Here is a 19,268-nt window from a genome sequence, read left to right on the forward strand (position 1 = left end):
CCCAAACAACACAGCAGCGGAGGTAAAGAAAACCTCCTTGGGATAAGCAAGCGGGGAAATGCGTATTTACGCACCCTGTTCATCCACGGCGCCAGAGCGGTGTTGCAACACAGCCAGAATAAGCAAGATAAGTTTAGTTGCTGGGCAATCCAGTTAGCAGAGCGCCGAGGTTTTAACCGAGCCTGTGTGGCCGTCGCCAATAAGCTCGCGAGAATGGCATGGGTTATCGCGGCACGTAACGAAGAGTATCGGCTTCCAGTATAGAACTGAATTTATTTTTAATGATTAACCAACCAGCAAGTTGCTATAACACTTGATTTGATGATGAGACAGTCAGACTGATCTACTGAAAACCTTACGGAGGCATAGGCTCATTACGAAGCCGCAAGGATGATAAGGACAGTAGAAGCAGATATCCATCAGGGCCAGAGGCATACCTCAATAACAGGCCGAATATATGGGTGCAATGAACTCTTCTCAAAATCGCTATCGAATGTCTTGCAAACCGGATGGGTCCATATATGCCGCCGTCGAGCCTATAGGGATACTCTTTATTTAATAAAGGGGCGGCGAGTCACTGGGAAAGCAATGACAATTAATGTTGCACCTGTGACCTTCTAAAACATGAATGTTTTAGAAGAGCCCTCAGGGATACTTCTTGTGAAATAAAGGGAGGTGCCGAGTCACAGGGAAACAATGGCAATAAATGCAGCACAACTGACGATTCAATAATCTTGCTTTGGGGCAAAACCGCCCTAAAAATAAAAACCTCTTTCCATGTAATATGAAAAGAGGTTTTAGTATTGAGCGAAAGCGGCTCATTCTCTTATATAGACAAAAAAGAGCGGCTATAAAAACAGAACGCTTATAGCACGATCCAAGTCGCTTTTAGTTCTGTGTATTTGTCGAAGGAGTGCAGAGATTTATCTCGGCCATTACCTGACTGTTTATAGCCACCGAATGGCGCTGTCATGTCGCCGCCATCGTAATGGTTGATCCACACCATGCCAGCGCGCAGGGCTTTGGCGGTTTTATGGGCCTTGCTAATATTCGATGTCCACACGCCAGCGGCTAAACCGTAAATAGTATCGTTGGCGATTGATATCGCTTCTTCCATGCCATTAAATTCAATGACAGATAACACAGGGCCGAAGATCTCTTCACTGGCAATCTTCATCTGATTGTTTACGTTAGAGAATACCGTTGGCTGCACATATACACCGCCCGTATCGGCCATGACTTGGCTGCCACCGTGGACTAAGGTCGCGCCTTCATCTTTACCTGCTTTAATGTAACTGAGTACTGTGTCTAACTGTTGTTTATCAACAACGGCGCCGCTCACAGTCGCTGGGTCGAGTGGATGACCCGGATGCCACGAGGCTAGCTCCTCTGCAATAAACGCGATAAGCTCATCTTTCACCCCAGATTCCACCAGCAAACGCGAACCTGCGGTGCAAACTTCACCTTGGTTAAAGGCAATCGCTTCGGCCGCAGCAACAGCAGCGGCTTTCAGATCTGGTGCGTCATTAAAGACGATATTGGGGCTCTTGCCTCCGGCCTCTAACCACACGCGTTTCATGTTCGACTCGCCAGCGTAAATCATTAATTGCTTGGCAATTTTTGTCGAACCTGTGAACACCAGCGTATCCACATCCATATGCAGGGCTAAGGCTTTACCTACGGTATGGCCAAATCCTGGCAATACGTTTAGTACGCCTTGTGGGATCCCAGCTTCGATAGCCAGTTGCGCCATACGGATAGCCGTTAAGGGTGACTTTTCAGAGGGTTTTAATACCACACTGTTACCCGTGGCAAGTGCAGGCCCGAGCTTCCAACACGCCATCAGCATAGGGAAGTTCCACGGCACAATCGCAGCGACAACACCGACTGGTTCACGGGTGATCATGCCTATTTCATTGTGAGCGGTTGGTGCAAGTTCATCGTAAATTTTATCAATCGCTTCGCCAGACCAGCGAATCGCACGGGCGGCGCCCGCCACATCCACCGCTTTAGAGAAACGAATAGGTTTACCCATGTCGAGGGTTTCTAACAATGCGAGTTCATTGGCATTTTCTTCGAGTAATTCGGCGAAACGTATCATCACTTGTTTGCGCTTTACTGGAGACTGCTGCGACCAAACACCGGAATCGAATACGCTGCGGCCATTGGCAACCGCAAGATTGGCATCCGCAAGATCGCAACTCGCCACTTTTACCAGCAAGCGGCCATCGATAGGGCTAATACAATCAAAGGTGTTACCCGAAACGGCATCTTGGTATTCGCCATTGATAAACGCCTTCCCATTAATAGACAGGCTGGCAGCAAGACTTTCCCATTCGCTGCGTTTCTTCGGTGTGCTCATGATGACCTCTTAATAGTTCGCATAGGTGTGGTTTATCGTTCATCGACAAGAAATAGTGATATGTGACGACATTAGCGCAAATGCTACACATCATCACAGTCGTAATCCGAGCTTCAGATTACGCTGTTTGAGCAATAAAATTCAATATTTTTTACAAAAATAGCTTTTTTGCCACAAATAACTGCACACAGCTCTTCCATGTTCATTATTTCTAACATAGCATAGCAAATATTAGCCACCCTAAAACAAGACCTGAAAATACAGGACAAGGTAGACACTATGGCCGATTTGCCGCTCAATTCCTCAAGTGATGCTTCACATCAATCTTCAACTGAGCATCCCTCACTTGAACATTTCTGGATGCCTTTTACCGCCAACCGCCAATTCAAAGCCAACCCGCGGTTACTCACCAAAGCGGAAGGCATGTATTACACGGATATTGATGGCAATAAGGTATTAGATGCTACCGCCGGTTTATGGTGTTGTAACGCAGGCCATGGTCGCAAAGAAATCAGCGAAGCGGTCAGCAAACAAATTAAAGAGATGGATTACGCGCCCTCCTTCCAAATGGGTCACCCTATCGCCTTTGAACTTGCCGAGCGCTTAGTCGAGCTAAGTCCTGAAGGATTAAACAAAGTCTTCTTTACTAACTCAGGTTCTGAGTCAGTCGATACAGCACTTAAGATGGCACTTTGCTATCACAGAGCCAACGGTCAAGCCTCACGCACTCGCTTTATCGGGCGCGAAATGGGTTACCACGGTGTCGGCTTTGGTGGCATCTCTGTGGGAGGGTTAAGTAATAATCGCAAGGCATTTAGCGGCCAATTACTGCAAGGCGTCGATCACTTACCGCACACCTTAGATATCCAAAATGCGGCATTTACCCGTGGACTATCGCACTTTGGCGCAGAAAAAGCCGAGGTATTAGAACAACTAGTGACCCTGCATGGCGCCGAGAATATTGCCGCCGTGATCGTTGAACCAATGTCGGGTTCTGCAGGGGTGATATTGCCGCCACAAGGTTACTTAAAACGTCTGCGTGAAATCACTAAAAAGCATGGCATCCTACTGATTTTTGACGAAGTCATCACCGCTTTTGGCCGCGTTGGCGCCGCCTTTGCGAGTCAGCGTTGGGGCGTTATTCCAGACATTATCACCACGGCTAAAGCCATCAATAACGGCGCGATTCCTATGGGCGCAGTGTTCGTGCAAGATTTTATCCACGACACTTGCATGCAAGGCCCCAATGAACTGATTGAGTTCTTCCACGGCTACACCTATTCCGGTCATCCAGTAGCCGCGGCGGCGGCGCTTGCCACCCTATCGATTTATGAGAATGAGCAATTATTCGAGCGCAGCTTTGAGCTTGAGCGCTACTTTGAAGACGCCGTGCACAGCCTCAAAGGATTGCCGAATGTGATTGATATTCGTAACACTGGGCTAGTCGCTGGGATTCAATTCTCCCCTAACGCTCAAGGCGCGGGTAAACGGGGTTACGGCGTGTTTGAACACTGCTTCCACCACGGCACTTTAGTGCGAGCCACGGGCGACATTATTGCTATGTCACCACCACTGATTGTCGATAAACGCGAGATAGACCAAATGGTTAATAGCCTAAGCGATGCCATTAACGCCGTTGGATAATAGCGCCAGTTGTTTGCTCCACTCTCACATTTAACACCCCGCTGCGGCGGGGAACATCAAAGGTTAACTATGCTCAAGATCACTCACTTTGTTAATGGTCAGCACACTCCTGCCAGTACCAGAACCCAAGATATTTTTGAACCCGCCACGGGTGAACTACGTGGCCAGGTCTCACTGGCAAGCGAAACTGAAGTCGGTGAAGCCATCGCAATCGCTAAAACCGCCTTTGAAACATGGTCACAAGTCACGCCGCTCAACCGTGCTCGAGTGCTATTTAAATTCAAAGCCTTAGTTGAGCAGAACCTAGATGAAATGGCGCAGCTTATCACCCGCGAGCACGGCAAAGTGATCGACGATGCTAAGGGCGAGTTAATCCGTGGTCTCGAAGTGGTCGAATTTGCCTGTGGTATTCCGCACTTGCTAAAAGGTGAACACACCCAGCAAGTCGGTGGCGGCGTCGATTCTTGGTCAGTTAATCAAGCTTTAGGTGTTGTCGCAGGCATAGCGCCCTTTAACTTCCCCGTGATGGTTCCCATGTGGATGTTCCCAATCGCGATTGCCTGCGGTAACACCTTTATTATGAAACCCTCGGAAAAAGACCCAAGCTCGGTGATGCGTATTGCCGAGCTGCTTAAAGAAGCGGGTCTTCCCGATGGGGTGTTTAACGTGATTAACGGCGACAAAGAAGCCGTCGATACCTTACTCACCCATAAAGATGTGCAAGCGGTGAGCTTTGTGGGCTCTACTCCGATTGCCGAATACATCTACAGCACAGCCTCTAAACATGGCAAACGCGTGCAAGCCTTAGGCGGCGCGAAAAACCATATGTTACTCATGCCAGATGCGGATTTAGATCAAGCCGTTAGCGCCTTAATGGGCGCAGCTTATGGCAGTGCTGGCGAGCGTTGTATGGCGATTTCAGTCGTACTAGCGGTAGGCGATGTGGGCGACGCGTTAGTGGAAAAACTGCTACCGCAAATCCAAAGCTTAAAAGTCGGCAACGGCCTGACGCCAGAGATGGAAATGGGTCCGCTGATCTCAAAACAGCACCTTGCCAAGGTCACCCAATATGTTGAAGCCGGTGTGCAAGAAGGCGCAGCGCTGCTGGTCGATGGCCGTAAACTGAGTGTTGAAGATCATCAACAGGGCTATTTCCTTGGCGCCTGTTTGTTCGACCACGTCACGCCTGAAATGAGCATCTACCGCGAAGAAATCTTTGGCCCAGTGCTGGCGATTGTGCGCGTGAAAGATTACCCGACGGCGCTTGAGCTGATTAACCAACACGAATTTGGCAATGGCACGGCGATTTTCACCCAAAGTGGTGAAGCGGCGCGGCATTTCTGCCACCACGTACAAGTTGGTATGGTTGGGGTGAACGTGCCGATCCCGGTACCAATGGCGTTCCACAGTTTTGGCGGTTGGAAGCGTTCATTGTTTGGGCCGCTGCATATGCATGGTCCAGATGGCGTGCGTTTTTATACCAAGCGTAAGGCAATTACTGCCCGCTGGCCCGTGGGTAAACAGACTCAAGCCGAGTTTGTAATGCCTACGATGAAATAGCCGAATGTCAGCTCAACAAGGAAATCGCAAATGACTGTGAGTATCAACGCCATTATTCGGTTTGCTACGGCGCAAACACCCATCGAAACCTATCAGTTACCGACGGAAAAGTTGTTAGCAGGCAATCCGACTCAAGGGCTAGAGAATCATTATTCTAGTCCTTGTGATCAATTTCACAGTGGAATTTGGCAAAGTGAATCAGGCGCTTGGAAAATAAACTACACTGAATACGAGTACTGCGAAATCCTCGAAGGGATAAGTGTTATCACTGATCTTCAAGGTCAATCGCAGACGTTCACTGTGGGTGACAGGTTTATTATACCCGCGGGTTTTCAAGGCACTTGGGAAGTTGTGGAACCCTGCCGCAAGGTTTACGTCATTTTCGAACAAAAGTGAGATCAACGAGGCTGATGTTAGCCTCAAAAAAGCTAAGTTATCTTAGCAATAACTCGCCATGAGGTCACAGCAACGGGTTTTCCTAGGCTGTTGTTTGGCAAACCAACGGATGCACTGGCGCGATTGAATAATCATAGCCGCCAGTAACACGTCCGAGTCAACAAAGAAAATGGGAGAAATACCGTGTATAACAATCTGAATAAAAAACGGCTGGTACAGCTTGTCGGACTCGCGCTAACCACGACCCTATTCTCCGGCATGGCCGCCGCCGAAGTAACAGGGGAAATTAGTCTCACTAACGACTATCGTTTCCGCGGCGTTTCACAAACCGCTGGCGATCCTGCCCTGCAAGGCGGTATTGATTGGAGCTTCGACTCAGGTTTCTCTGTCGGCGCTTGGGCAAGTAACGTGGATTTTGATGAGCCAGGTTATAACGGCCCTGCGATCGAATACGATTTCTATGTCGCCTATGGCGGTGAGATCAACGAAGATCTGACCTACGACATTACCCTTAACCGTTATAACTACTCAGGCGAAAGTGACATTGGCTATTTTGAAGTTACAGCTGGCATGGATTATAAAGGCTTTCGCGCTGCTTACTGGTACACCAATGACTACGGCGGTAGTGATTTAGACTATCACTATGTTGAGCTTAACTATTCCTATGAATTTGTTGAGAACTGGAGTCTCGATCTGCACTACGGCTACAACGTTGGTGATGCTTTGGATGACGGTGAAGGCTTTGATAGCTACTCAGATTACTCTGTTGGCGTATCGACTGAACTGTCAGGCTTTGGGCTTTCTCTCGCTTGGTTAGGCACAGATCTTAGCGGCGACCAAAAGGTCTCTGATGGTGCATTCAAAACCTCAGATACCGTGCTTGCGAGCGTAAGTTACGCGTTCTAATTTGGCCTTAGTATAAAGTTCGTAACAACCGCTTAGATAAACTAAGAAACAAAAAAGCCCTCATCATCGAGGGCTTCTTTTTAGCAACTCAAGCTTACTTGTCTACCAACTACGCATCTTATGACCTTTCACCGCGTAGAACAGGATGAACAGATAACAGGGCAACATCACAATATAACCACCCTGCATGCCCATATCAGTCGCCGAGCTCATTAAGCCCCAAGACACTGGACCAAAGGCGCCACCAGCAATCCCCATGATGAGAAGCGCTGAACCTGTACTGGTCAATTTGCCCATACCAGACAAGGCTAGCGGCCATACTGCTGGCCAAACGATCGCATTGGCTAAACCAAGTAAGGCAATCATCAACAGGGTGTCAGGCAGCGCAACGCCACCAAAAGGCACTAACACAACATTGGCGATAGCGTAGGAGTTATTGTCGCCGAACAAAATCCCGCATGTCAGTAACAAACCCAGAATAGCCGACACCATCAAAGCCTTAGGCTGTGAAATAAAGCGAGGAATTAATAGGATACCGAGCGTGTAACCTAGCACCATACACACCATAGTATAGGAGGTCATCACCCCGTAATGTTCAACCCCGAGTGATAACGCAAAAGTGCCGATAGTGTCACCGGCGATCACTTCCACCGCCACATAAACAAACAGTGCCAACACGCCAAAGGCTAAGTTAGGGTGAGACAGCGCCGCTTTAAGTTGGCCTTTATCGGTATTTTCAACAGCTTCATCTTCATTGGATAATTCTGGTAATGGGGATTTTTTTACCGCTAACGCCAAAATGCCGATAAAAATCGCCATGCCTAAATACGGCAATACTAAACCGTCTGCCATTTCATCAATTTGAATTTGAGTCAGCTCAGTACCGATACGGTCTTTAAAGCTGTCTAAAATCAGTGCAGAGAACACCACAGGCGCAATCACACCCGCACCTTTGTTCAAAATGCCCATCACGCTCACACGGGCAGCGGCGGATTCTTCAGGGCCTAAACGCACCACATAAGGGTTAACCGCAGTTTGTAATAGGGTTTGGCCTGCACCCATCACTAATTGGGCCAATAGGAACAAGGCAAATATTTGGGTTTCCGCGGCGGGGATAAACAGTAAACCCGCCAGCATCATCACGCCCATGCCGATCGCCATGCCATTCTTATAGCCGACTTTGCGAATAAGCCAAGCGGATGGCAAGGCAGTAAAGGTCACTGCGATATAAAAAGAAAACAGGATCAACGACGCTTGAAAGGGATTGAGTTGCAATATTTGTTTTAAATAAGGCATCAAAGAACCATTCAACCAAGTGGCGAATCCGAGGATGAAAAAGAGAGCGGCCACTATGGCCATGGGGAGAAAGCTGCTTTTTTGCTGGCTTTTATCGAGTGTCATTTCCATAAACCTGCTTCTTATAGTAATTAATTATTGAGGTGATAACGGGGTTTAAATTAATGCCTAAGTTCCCGAATATCCGTATCGCGACTCGTCCGCAATGGCTAATGTTATCATCCAAACGCACCATTGTTTCAGTGATGTTAAAACAAATAACACAAAAAGACAACGCTGTCATTTAATAAATTCTCGCGAATATTCCCTCGTAATCATCAATTGTCCGATAGCTAGTAGTCATACCAATCACATTAAATATCTAATCAGGTTCAGAGCCTCACAGGCATCTCAATCCAAGGCGCATTGACGCAGAAATGGTTATTCCCTTTTAAGTCAATGCAACACCGGAGTGGGATGCCTGTGTGGCTCCCGAAGGGCGACTGAAGTTAACGGCATGGCAACGCGTTTTATACTGCGTTTAAGGCTTTCGACAGAGCACCGCTATGTCTTCAAGCCTTCGCCTTGTCTAAAGCGCGTTGAACTCCCGCTGAATGAACAGATATTTAATACGATTGGTATAAGTAAGTGATGACTCACATCCATAAAATAATGTAAAAAAAGCCGCAGACACTGAGTGCGTGCGGCTGATCTCAAGCGATTAAGCCAACTGACTAAATTCTGACAAAAATATTGCGGCGATACATCCAATATAAAACCAGCCACTGCACCGCAAGCAAGCTGATAACCGCAGCTAACGCTTGAGCGCTTTCAGGCAAGGCCAGCACTAAGCCGCCAAACACGCTTTGAGCGATATATTTCCAATCCACTAAGCTCGACGCTAAGTAAATAATGATGGCGTTCGTGCCTATCACCACGAAGAAAAATGCGGATTTTTGCCACTTAAGCACATCGACTAAGGCATAGAATACCGCCAGCAGTATCATGCTCCAGCCCGACGTCACCAGCACAAATGAACTGGTCCACAGCTCTTTATTGACCGGAATAACAAGATCTAACAGCCAACCTAAGACTAAGAAAATGCCACCCGCAGCAGCGAGCACCCCCACTTTAGCCCACTCACCTTTAGGATGGGATTTAACAATAAAGTGGCCGACAAACACACCCGTTAACGCATTGACTATGGCGGGAATAGTCGACAGTAATCCCTCTGGATCGGGCGTGCGTCCCTGATAGCTAACGCCGGGTAATAAAATCGAATCGACATAGGCATTGATGGATTCCGTTGGCGAGAGCACGCCGGCCTGTCCACCAGGGAAAGGCAACCAAAGTTGCATTGCGCCATAACCGAGCAAAATGCCCAAGGCGACGATAATTTGGGTTCGTAGACTCGTGTGCCACACCAATAATGCGGCAAAAAACCATGCAAAGGCGATTCGACCTAACACACTGGCATAGCGAATTTTTTCAGGATCGGCAGGCGCGCCAGTTCCCCAACCGTGATTGTATAAAATGCCTAGTAACAGCAATAAAAAGAGTCGTTTAATCCCGTGACGATACACAGGTAATCGCTCACTCATGGGTAATTTATCTAAACGTTTGGGAGATAAACCTAAGGCCACACCAGAGAGGAAAATAAACAGCGGAAAAATCAAATCGTAGAAGTTAAAACCATGCCATTGGCTATGGTGCATTTGTTCATCACCCCATTGCCAACCAGCCCAGCCCGTTAGAATAAGCAAGCCACCAAACAGAGCCTCACCGCCCAAAATCCAAAACATATCGAAGCCGCGCAGTGCATCCAGCGACATCAACCTAGGTTTATTCACCTTTACTGGCGCAATTGCGTTTGTCTGTGTCGTCCCCATGCCATCATCCTTTATTATTGTTATTAAAAGCTTTTATAAAAGTTGAGCAAAACTAATACTGTTTAAAATTAGTGCTGTACAATAAAAAAACTTAGCCCCTGTCATCAAAATACGACAAGGGCCAGATGTTAAAAATCACCTAAACTGCAAATGTAAATGCAATTTAAGGGTGTGTATAAACGGCTTGTCCCGCAATGTAGTTTGCCTGCACTTTGTTCTGCACATCGAGCAAGACAAAGTCAGCCCTGTGTCCCAGTGCTAAACGGCCAGCCTTATGGTCAATCCCGAGGAACTGTGCGGGATATAACGCCGCCATTCTCAAGGCTTCCGCCAAAGGTAAACCCAACAAGTTCACAGTATTATTGACCGCAGTTGCCATATCGAGCACACAGCCCGCCAGCTCACCTGTCACAGCATTTAATCTGTCGCCGACTCTTAACACTCGAGTACCAAAGAGCTCGAAGCTAGTCTCATCGTCCATACCAACTGGCGGCATAGCATCCGTGACTAACATCATCTTGCCCCTAGGTTTTGCCCGTAGTGCAACCTTTGCCGCAGCGGGATGCACATGGTGACCATCGACAATCAAACCACACCAAGCGGTTTCACTCTCAATCGCCGCGCCAACCATGCCCGGCTCACGGGAACCGAGTGGTGACATTGCATTATAAAGATGGGTAAAGCCCGTCGCGCCTGCCGCTAATGCCGCAACAACAGTATCGTAGTCAGCATTAGAGTGGCCCAAACACACCTTCACGCCCGCCGCGACGAGCGTGCGGATCACCTCTGGCGACACATTCTCAGGCGCAAGCGTGACAACTTTAATACCCAGATCTTGGCGACAAAATACTGCGAGTTCAGCATCGGTTATTTCACGAATAAAACCCTGCGGATGTACACCTTTTTTAGGCACAGATAAATGTGGTCCTTCAAAATGCACCCCTAAAACGCCAGCGCTACCTTTGACTAAAGCCTCGGCCACTGCATCGGCCGCATTGGCCATCACGCTGACATTATCGGTGATAAGCGTAGGTAAAAATCCGGTCGTGCCAAATCGCGCATGGGCACGGCCGATAGTTTCAATGCAATTAACACTCGGATCGGCATTGAATAACGCCCCGCCGCCACCGTTCACTTGTACATCGATAAAACCTGGCACCAGCGTTCCGACTTGGCGGATTTCCTTCGCGCCAACAACCGTATCAAACGCCAGAATGTGCCCGTCTTCAACAGTTACAGGCACATCTTGATGGAAATATTCACCATCAAAAATACGCTCGGCGATCAAGGTAATTTTCATCGCAAACCTCTTTCAATAAATAACACGAGTGACTTAGGTCTTAAATTAAGTTACTGCGCGGGCTTAGCTGAACAGGTTTAATCATGCAGCTGCTTAATCGTGCAGCTAAAAGTCCGCTAAGTCTAATCCGCAGCACCTAAACCTCTAAAACGTTGGCCGCTTAAAGCTCGGCGGCTTAGAGCGTTTGGGTCACTTTTTTAAGGCCAGCAGGTTGATCGGGATCAATACCGCGGGCAATCGCAACCGCAGCCACATCGATATAGAAACGTTGTAATAACGCTAACGGCGCCACACGTGGGTGAATGTCCGTCGAGGTTTGATTCAGATGCACTAAATCGGCGCCGCGTTGGCTCACGTTTTCAATCTGTTCTATGTGGCTAGCGTAGGATTCATCGCCAATACACACATCAACGATAGTGAGTTTTTTCTCAACTAAGGTCACAGGACCGTGGAGGAACTCGGCGCTACTGAATGCTTCAGCATGGATTGAACACACTTCTTTTAACTTAAGCGCGATTTCCTTAGATACCGCATAACCTAAACCACGGCCAAGTACGACTAAGTTCTTCACGTCGGCAACGGATTCTGGCGTGAGTTGTGGCTCAGCGTCCACCGCCGTTTGCAGCGCTTGGGGTAAAGAAGCGACGGCGCTAGCAAGCGATTCGCTTTGAGTCCAAGCGGCGGCAAGCTGTAAAATCGCTGACAACGTTGCGAGGTAACTCTTAGTCGCGGCAACCGCCTTTTCTTCGCCGGCACGTAAAGGTACAACAACATCGACGATATCTTTAATCGGTGCGGTTTCATCATTGACTAAGGCAACACAGAAAGCGCCGGCATTTTTTGCCATACGCGCCTGCGCCAAAATATCAGGGCTACGGCCAGATTGCGAAATCACAATCACTAATGCGCCTTCGAGTTTCAAGGTCTTACCATACACACTCGCCACTGAAGGGGCGGCGGCAAACGTCGGTACGCCCGCTTCGATTTCAAATAAGTACTTAGCAAAAACACCCGCATGATCCGATGAACCACGACCAACGATCATTACAAAACGGGGATCGAAGGCGCGCAGCTTTTCACCTAACTGCTGCATGATTTCAGCGTTAGCTTCTAACTGGCCAGCGATTTTTTGCGGTGCGGTGCGAGCTTCTTGCTCCATAATAGTGTTTGTCATGTCTTTTACCTTCACGTTCAAATACAGGATTTGGCTTCAGTGCCTATTTGCACTGACAACGACTTATTAAATTCTTGCTGGGCGAAATACATAGCACCGAGTTCGGGTGGTGCTAAGGTTTCTGAAATTTTGGCGACCACATCGGCACCGAGCCAGGCTTGTAAAGGCTCTGCAAGGCCACCGATCATCGAAAAACGCACCGGATTTAGGCTAAATAGCTTACGCGCCATGTCGCTAATATAATCTGCGCCTTCTTGCACTATGGCCGTCGCGACCGCGTCACCTTCATTGGCGCAATCGAGTACGCTTCTGGCTAATGCGGCATAGCAACTTGATGATTTACCGGCTAGATTTTCGACAATGCCGAGCGCATCGGTGACGTTAAAGTAGCTCAGTAGCATATCGGTTAATCGGGTTGGTACGGCAAAGCCATCGAGTGCTAACAACACGTGTTCGGCGGCTTTTAATCCCAGCCAAGCACCGCTGCCCTTATCACCTAATGCAAAACCATAACCGCCAATACTCAAGCTGGTATCACCAACATGGGCATAACCGCAAGAACCTGTGCCCGTGATGATCACAGCACCATCGGCACCGCGGTGTGCACCAATACAAGCGGTATGCAGATCTGTGGTGACATACATGGCCGCAAAAGGATGCTGCCAGTTGATCACGTCTTGATATAACCTAGGGACATTTACGCCAGCAAGACCAAGACCCGCCACCAGCAAGTGACTATCGCTCTCGTTCATGCCCGCATCCAGCAACGCCAGGCGAGTCGATGCTTCAATGGATTCAAATGTTTGTGTGAGACCATGCAGTGGATTTGCACGTCCTGCAACACCTGTCCCTAAAACGGTACCGTCTGCGCAGTAGATGGTGGCTCGACATTTACTGCCGCCGCCATCTACACCTATAAACAGTTGTTGATCTTTTGTCTGGACTAACCCCATGACACCCCTCTTCACCTATCAATGCAGCGCTACCGTTGCTTATTATTTGCCGTTAATACAGCGCTCAACTTTAGTTAACTCAATGTTACAGCAAAAATGACAGCGTTGTCATTTACTTTTTTAAGTGATTTATGATCTAAAATCAAATTTAGGCCATCATTGACACAGAAAAACAAAAAGGCTGTATTTTATCTTTAAAATACAGCCAGATATAAAAACTGATTTAGTTAACGATTAAACTTCGGCCTTTACGAATACCATCGGCAGCTATGGCACGGACCTCAATCGGTGCAGTGACCGCCTGCCCCGCTTGATAAGCTTGCCATTGGCCATTTAGGCTTCGGTATTCCAGTTTGAGTCCGGGATAGGCGATATTAGCAAACAGTTTACCCTCACGGATCTCGGCGCCGACCGTCGGTACGCGATAATCAATCCCCGCTTTATCTAACTTAATAAACTCTTTGTGGCCAAAAGTATTCGCAAGTTGTTGCCAATCCTTTGCCTGTGCATCACGCATGGTCAAAGTAAAAGCACCCGAGCTTTGGTTATACACAGCGCCTTGATATTGATAAGGCACTTCCCACGCGGCTTGATGCCAAGCACGCTCGGCCAACATCAACAAACGCGGGAACACCATGTATTCAATCGTATCGTCACTGCGAATCGACTCACTCCAAACCTGCCCTTGCAAGCCAGTAAAAGGTTTGCCTTTCTCCCTTGGACCCGAGATTTTGTTACCCGCCTCATCAAGTTTTATTCTGTCGTCCGCTTCGAACGGCTGATTTTGAATATCGGTCCATTGCTCGGCATTGGCGGCCAAGTTATCTGGCATAAAGCTAAAGACTTTATGGCTGTTGGTCGCGCGACTCGCCCAGTAATAGCCATGCTCCTTAGGATCGGCCTCATAGGGGAAATCAAAGTACAACACCTCAGGATTAGAGAGCACGGTTTCCCAACCAAGATTCGCCTGCTGATTGGCGCGCTCATAGCCTTTATGGGCAATCACATCCCAAATATTAGACTGCACTTTAGCGGGCATATTCTCAGGGCGAACATGGCTCATGCCATCGCTCCACCCCGCAGCTTCAATGCCTTTGGCCGCTAACATAGTCGAAATTCGTTCAATAAAATAAGCGCCTAAGTCATCTATCGACTTAACGCCTTTATCGTTATTGGCAACAAATGCTAAACACTGGGGTGATTGTTTCCAAGCTCCCGCCGTTTCATCGGCACCAATGTGGTAACGCGTCAATGGTTGACCCGCGGCTTGGTGTAACTTGGCAATTTCATCAATCACTTTATCGACAAAGTGATAAGTCGACTCCATACACACGTTAAGCGTATTGTCGTCGTAATATTGCACTGAAGAATAAACCGTTTTGTCGTTTGCATCGGATAACAAATATTGCTCAGCTGCAGTGGTTTTCCCTTCAGCTTGTAATTGACGAGCGCCCGCATCTAACGCTTTTACCGCTGTGCTAGCTTGATTTGCCGCTTCCTGCACAGGGACAACCTGCACTTTGCCCGTATTTTGCAGCTCTACGTCTTCAGCCTGTAATCGACGAAAACGCGCATCCATCGCTTTAATCGCGGCGCGGCTATGACCCGGCATATCCATCGACGGGATCACCTGAATTTGACGCGCCTCGGCATATTTCACTATGTCGATATAATCTTGTTTGGTGTAATAGCCATTAACACTAGTATCGCCAAACGGCCCACTGCCTAACTGCGGTAATAAGCAGGTATTTTCATCTAAATCATGACAACGTTTACTACCGATGTCAGTCAGCTCTGGTAGACCATCGATTTCTAAACGCCAACCTTCATCGTCAGCCATGTGTAAATGCAGTTTATTGAGCTTATAAGCCGCCATTTGGTCGAGCAAATCCAGCAACAATTGTTTGCTGTGGAAATTACGTGCCACATCAATGTGCATACCACGGAACGGATAACGTGGGGTGTCTGCAATGGTCATGGCATTCACTTTCAGCGAATTCACATCCACAAGGCTTGCTAATGATGACAAACCGTAAGAGAAGCCCGCCGCATCATTGGCAGCGATCACAATTTCAGTTGGCTGAATATCTAAGCGATAACTGCCCTCATCCCCTTTTTGGCTGGCAAATTTCACCGTAATGCCACTCGCAGATTCAGCCACACCCAGGCGAGCTAAACGTGCCACCGCCGCCGCAACTTGACTCTTTTGCTCTGGGTTATCTTGCTGATATTCGAGCTTAATACCACCAGCAAGGGATACTGGTGTATCGGTTGAATGGATCTTCACCTTTTGTGGCGTTGGGATAATGGTATCCACAGCCAAGGCGGCATCTTCACTCACGCTTTGATTGGCTTTAAATAATTGCGCGGCATCGGCTGGCGCGAGTTTATCCGTTTCAGTGCGTTGATATTGGGTTTTAAAATTCGTAAACCCTTCAACATACGGACGCGTCTCTAAACCCGTTTCGGCATCTTTCCCTACCTGAGTGCTGGCGATAATGACGGGTTCTAATCCTTTTGCTGCGAGGTAATAGTTTGGCATAGCGTCGGTTTCAGCCAATTGCCACGGCTCACCACGGAATGTCAGTTGCTTTTTCTCGCCCTTAACAAATCCCTTAAAAGCAGCCGTTGGCGTAATACGATGTAAATCGCCTTTAACGTGCGTTATCGTCAATTCACCGCTTTCAACCGATTGCACTGGGCGCATTTGGCTTAAATAAATTTCCCAATCCTGGCTGGCTAAATCCATACCGGGCACGAAATCAATTTGAGCGACAAAACAGCGACCATCGGCTTTATCTTTTAGGCACTTATCGTCTGGCACATTGGTCACAACACGGTAAGTTACGACTAACGAATCCCCGAGTTGTTGTAACTGCGCTTGAGTTAATACGTCCTGAGCTTGCTGTGTTTGAGCCACAGCCTTATCGGCTGACGCTGCGGAAGGCGTCACAGGCGCCTCGGTACAGGCCGCTAATCCTAAAGCCAGTAAAATGGCGCTTGCTGAAAGTGTTTTATTCATGATTATCCTTATCTAGCTCCAGAAATGGCTACAATCTGAAGGAAGTTACTAACGTCCGCAGTCTTTCCCCTTGGTGAAACAGTCGCTCGCTCGAGTGCGCTAAGTGCTCGCTATCGAGTGAGGCTGAACCTGAGACATTGGCAAGATCATTTAACGTACGAGAAATCGCTTCGGTGACGCAGGTTTGCTCCTGCGCCGCATGGGAAACTTCGATGTTCATATTACTGATATTTGAGACTAAATCAGTCACTTTAGTGAGTACTAACTTAATTTCTTCCGAGCGGTTAACGCCCTGAGTCGAGAGGGCTTGGCTCGCTTGCATCACAGTAACCGTTTCTGCCACTCGGCTCTGAACCTGCTGGATCATTTTCTGTATTTCACCTGTGGCTTGTTGAGTTCGGCTCGCCAGCGTGCGCACTTCGTCGGCCACCACAGCAAAACCGCGCCCTTGTTCACCCGCCCTTGCCGCTTCAATCGCAGCATTAAGCGCCAGTAAGTTGGTCTGCTCGGCAATACTGTTAATCACTACGACCACTTCATCAATCTTTTGGGTTTCTTGCTGTAACTGTGAGACGGACAATGCCGAGCGAGCTAATTCAGATGCCAGCTTGCGGGTAATGTCTAATCCCGAATCAAACTGACGCTGACTGTCATCGACCGCTTTATCGGCCTGACTCGCCGCATCTGCGGTGCGCTTGGCATTAATCGCAACTTCGTTAGCACTGGCGCTCAGCTGAGTTACAGCCGTTACTGCGGCCTCGGTTTCTTTTAGTTGGGTTTGCACGCGATCATTGTTGGTTTGCGACAATGATCCAAGGGCTTTGGCATCGCCCAGTAATTGCCCTGAGGTTTCGTGCACTCTGGAAATCGTGGCGTGAATTTGCTCTACAAAACCATTAAATGCCTTGGCAAGCTGACCAATCTCATCCTGACTCTCAACCGGTAATCTGTGGCATAAATCACCGTCACCACTGGCAATTTCTTCCATGGCGCGGACAACATTCTCCAGTGGATTAATCACTAAACGTTTAAGAATGATAAAGATAACAATTAAACTGCCACCGAGAATTAACAGCGCCTGCAAGAAATAACCTAAGAGTAAATCTGACAACTGAGCGCGAATTGGCAACATAGAAAACTGAATGGCCAATTGGCCCGTCGGATTACCTTGGTCAGCAAAGTGAATTTCACGTTTTACCAGATACTCATCGGCTACCGTTTGAGTTTGTTGACTCTCGGCCAACACTTTACCGCGATGGTCGCTCACCACGATATGATAAATCTGCGCAGATTTAAGCATGACAGATAACACGGCTTGGATTTGTTCATAATCGTAGGTGAAGATGGGCTGCGCCATAGTGACTTGCAAATTGGCGACGGTATTGTCTTCAAACTCAGTTTCACTGGCGGCCAATTTATCGCTCGCCAACCAATAAGATGCGCCGAACAAAACGCTGACTATCATAAAAATCGCTGCCGCTAACCCAATCTGTACTTTTAAGGCTAATGTTTTCATTATTTTGCACCTTGCATACTAAAGAGATCTAACCATAATTCTTTGCGTTCTATTGGCGTTAACGGGCTTAAATCAGGCGTATCGAGGCGGATAATGACCCTTTGTTCAAACTTAGCCTCACGGTATAGTTGCTCAATTTTTAGCTCGCGATTGAACATCTCATCAAAGGAGCCGTCACTGACCATACTTTCAAGCCCAGCTAAAATGGCCGCCGCAAGTTCGGGGCGCTTAGGGGACACAAAGAAATAAGCCGGCGAGCGATATTGCAGCAGAATATGGCTATCAACCTTAAGTGCAGGATCGGGGTGACTAGCAAGTTCTTCACCAATTTCCTGGGCGCCGAGGGCAAGATAATCAAAACGCCCGCCTTCTAACATGGGGTATAAATTGGTGTACTGATAACTCGTCACGACGGGTAATCCATTAGCTTCTAAAATCGTGGCATCGGGCCAATAACGATTTTGCCCCGCCTTTAACTGCCTAAAATCCGCCATGGTTTTCACCTTGGCAAATCGCGTTTCATCCGCTTTGCGGATAATTAGCAGTCGATTACCGAGTAATCCTTTAAACAATGGAATGCGCACGGGTAGCACAGTTTCTTCTAATTCTTTTGAGGTCATGCTCCAAAACACATCGACCGTTCCAGCCAGTGCTTCTTCGACCTTGCGTTTTTGATTCATCTGAGTCGACATTTGCTGCACTTGATAGCCGCTATCCGAGCGGCGCAGTGCTTCCTTAAGCAAATTTAGCTGCCAAGTCTGCGGTATGGTGGTGACGATTGTTTTTGAAATCGGCGCCTGAATGTGAGAAACGTCAGACGTAATGACGTCTGAGGAACCGGAATTAGAGTTTGAGTTTGAGTTTGAGTTAGCGGCAAAATGACTTGAGGCAATATCGGCTGCAAACACAGCGAAGGATGAGGCTGAAAGCCCCGTCAGAGCCATGATAAGCAGTGACCAGCAAGCTGCTCGTTTAGTGATGATAAGTGTGGTCGTTAGTGTAAAAACATAACGAATGACACTCATCATGCCCGTCGCAATGACGCGCATCGCAGCCGTTAAATGAATCGCCATAAATTGCAGCCTCTTTTTATTATCTGGTTTTTACCAGTGAGTTTTATTTATCTATGCCGCTAACGTTCAAATGCTGAGGTAGGCATTGAAGTCATATTGTAAAAATACCCTAAAAAAATGGCTGGGCACTGCTTACAGTACCCAGCCCACGCTAGTTTCTGGGGAGAGACTATCAAAATATCAAAGACAAACGTATCG

At 48.0% G+C, this 19,268-nt stretch carries 14 protein-coding genes; 5 read left to right on the top strand and 9 right to left on the bottom strand.

The features are described from left to right. Positions 1–264 (top strand): transposase (locus tag Q4Q57_RS13600; RefSeq protein WP_311891126.1); only part of this gene is annotated, 264 nt, incomplete at its 5' end. 601 nt (positions 265–865) lie between these two features. Here the strand turns inward: Q4Q57_RS13600 and Q4Q57_RS13605 are convergent. Next, positions 866–2,362, bottom strand: coding sequence for an aldehyde dehydrogenase (locus Q4Q57_RS13605; protein ID WP_311891127.1), 1,497 nt, complete (start codon positions 2,360–2,362; stop codon positions 866–868). A gap of 279 nt (positions 2,363–2,641) precedes the next feature. On the opposite strand from Q4Q57_RS13605, the gene Q4Q57_RS13610 reads away from it, so the two are divergent. The 4 genes from Q4Q57_RS13610 to Q4Q57_RS13625 all read left to right on the top strand — a co-directional run bounded on the left by Q4Q57_RS13610 (position 2,642) and on the right by Q4Q57_RS13625 (position 6,868). Next, on the top strand, positions 2,642–4,006 hold the full coding sequence (locus Q4Q57_RS13610) for an aspartate aminotransferase family protein (RefSeq protein WP_311891128.1): 1,365 nt from the start codon (positions 2,642–2,644) through the stop codon (positions 4,004–4,006). Positions 4,007–4,075: 69 nt separating this feature from the next. Further along, positions 4,076–5,566: a CoA-acylating methylmalonate-semialdehyde dehydrogenase gene (locus Q4Q57_RS13615; RefSeq protein WP_259527130.1), complete on the top strand. Its 1,491-nt coding sequence runs from the start codon at positions 4,076–4,078 to the stop codon at positions 5,564–5,566. A 30-nt stretch (positions 5,567–5,596) separates the two neighbouring features. Next, positions 5,597–5,962 (top strand): cupin domain-containing protein, encoded by a 366-nt coding sequence (locus Q4Q57_RS13620; RefSeq protein ID WP_006085005.1) that lies wholly within the window; start codon positions 5,597–5,599, stop codon positions 5,960–5,962. Positions 5,963–6,145: 183 nt separating this feature from the next. Continuing rightward, positions 6,146–6,868 carry a TorF family putative porin gene (locus Q4Q57_RS13625; protein WP_311891129.1) on the top strand — a complete coding sequence of 241 codons (723 nt, stop codon included), beginning with the start codon at positions 6,146–6,148 and terminating at the stop codon, positions 6,866–6,868. Positions 6,869–6,970: 102 nt separating this feature from the next. Here Q4Q57_RS13625 and nagP read toward each other — a convergent pair whose 3' ends face one another. From nagP to Q4Q57_RS13665, 8 genes are all read right to left on the bottom strand, one after another. Beyond that, entirely contained in the window at positions 6,971–8,269 is a 1,299-nt protein-coding gene (gene nagP, locus Q4Q57_RS13630) for an N-acetylglucosamine MFS transporter NagP (protein WP_311891158.1), read from the bottom strand. A gap of 608 nt (positions 8,270–8,877) precedes the next feature. Continuing rightward, entirely contained in the window at positions 8,878–10,032 is a 1,155-nt protein-coding gene (gene nagX, locus Q4Q57_RS13635; protein WP_311891130.1) for a transmembrane glucosamine N-acetyltransferase NagX, read from the bottom strand. Between the two features lie 163 nt (positions 10,033–10,195). Then, positions 10,196–11,332 carry an N-acetylglucosamine-6-phosphate deacetylase gene (gene nagA, locus Q4Q57_RS13640; RefSeq protein WP_311891131.1) on the bottom strand — a complete coding sequence of 379 codons (1,137 nt, stop codon included), beginning with the start codon at positions 11,330–11,332 and terminating at the stop codon, positions 10,196–10,198. Positions 11,333–11,507: 175 nt separating this feature from the next. Continuing rightward, a complete protein-coding gene (nagB-II, locus tag Q4Q57_RS13645) occupies positions 11,508–12,506 on the bottom strand; it encodes a glucosamine-6-phosphate deaminase NagB-II (protein ID WP_006084998.1) in 999 nt (332 codons plus the stop codon). 17 nt (positions 12,507–12,523) lie between these two features. Further along, positions 12,524–13,459, bottom strand: coding sequence for an N-acetylglucosamine kinase (gene nagK, locus Q4Q57_RS13650; protein WP_006084997.1), 936 nt, complete (start codon positions 13,457–13,459; stop codon positions 12,524–12,526). 223 nt (positions 13,460–13,682) lie between these two features. After that, complete coding sequence (locus Q4Q57_RS13655) at positions 13,683–16,481, bottom strand: family 20 glycosylhydrolase (RefSeq protein WP_311891132.1); 2,799 nt, start codon at positions 16,479–16,481, stop codon at positions 13,683–13,685. Between the two features lie 28 nt (positions 16,482–16,509). After that, on the bottom strand, positions 16,510–17,997 hold the full coding sequence (locus Q4Q57_RS13660) for a methyl-accepting chemotaxis protein (RefSeq protein WP_063883413.1): 1,488 nt from the start codon (positions 17,995–17,997) through the stop codon (positions 16,510–16,512). Beyond that, the gene (locus tag Q4Q57_RS13665) at positions 17,997–19,070 is read right to left on the bottom strand and encodes a transporter substrate-binding domain-containing protein (protein WP_311891133.1); all 1,074 of its coding nucleotides are present in this window, start codon (positions 19,068–19,070) and stop codon (positions 17,997–17,999) included. Before Q4Q57_RS13665 ends, Q4Q57_RS13660 begins: the two co-directional genes overlap by 1 nt. Positions 19,071–19,268: the final 198 nt, after the last annotated feature.

Source organism: Shewanella sp. SP2S2-6 (assembly GCF_031931965.1).
Lineage (GTDB): Bacteria > Pseudomonadota > Gammaproteobacteria > Enterobacterales > Shewanellaceae > Shewanella > Shewanella baltica.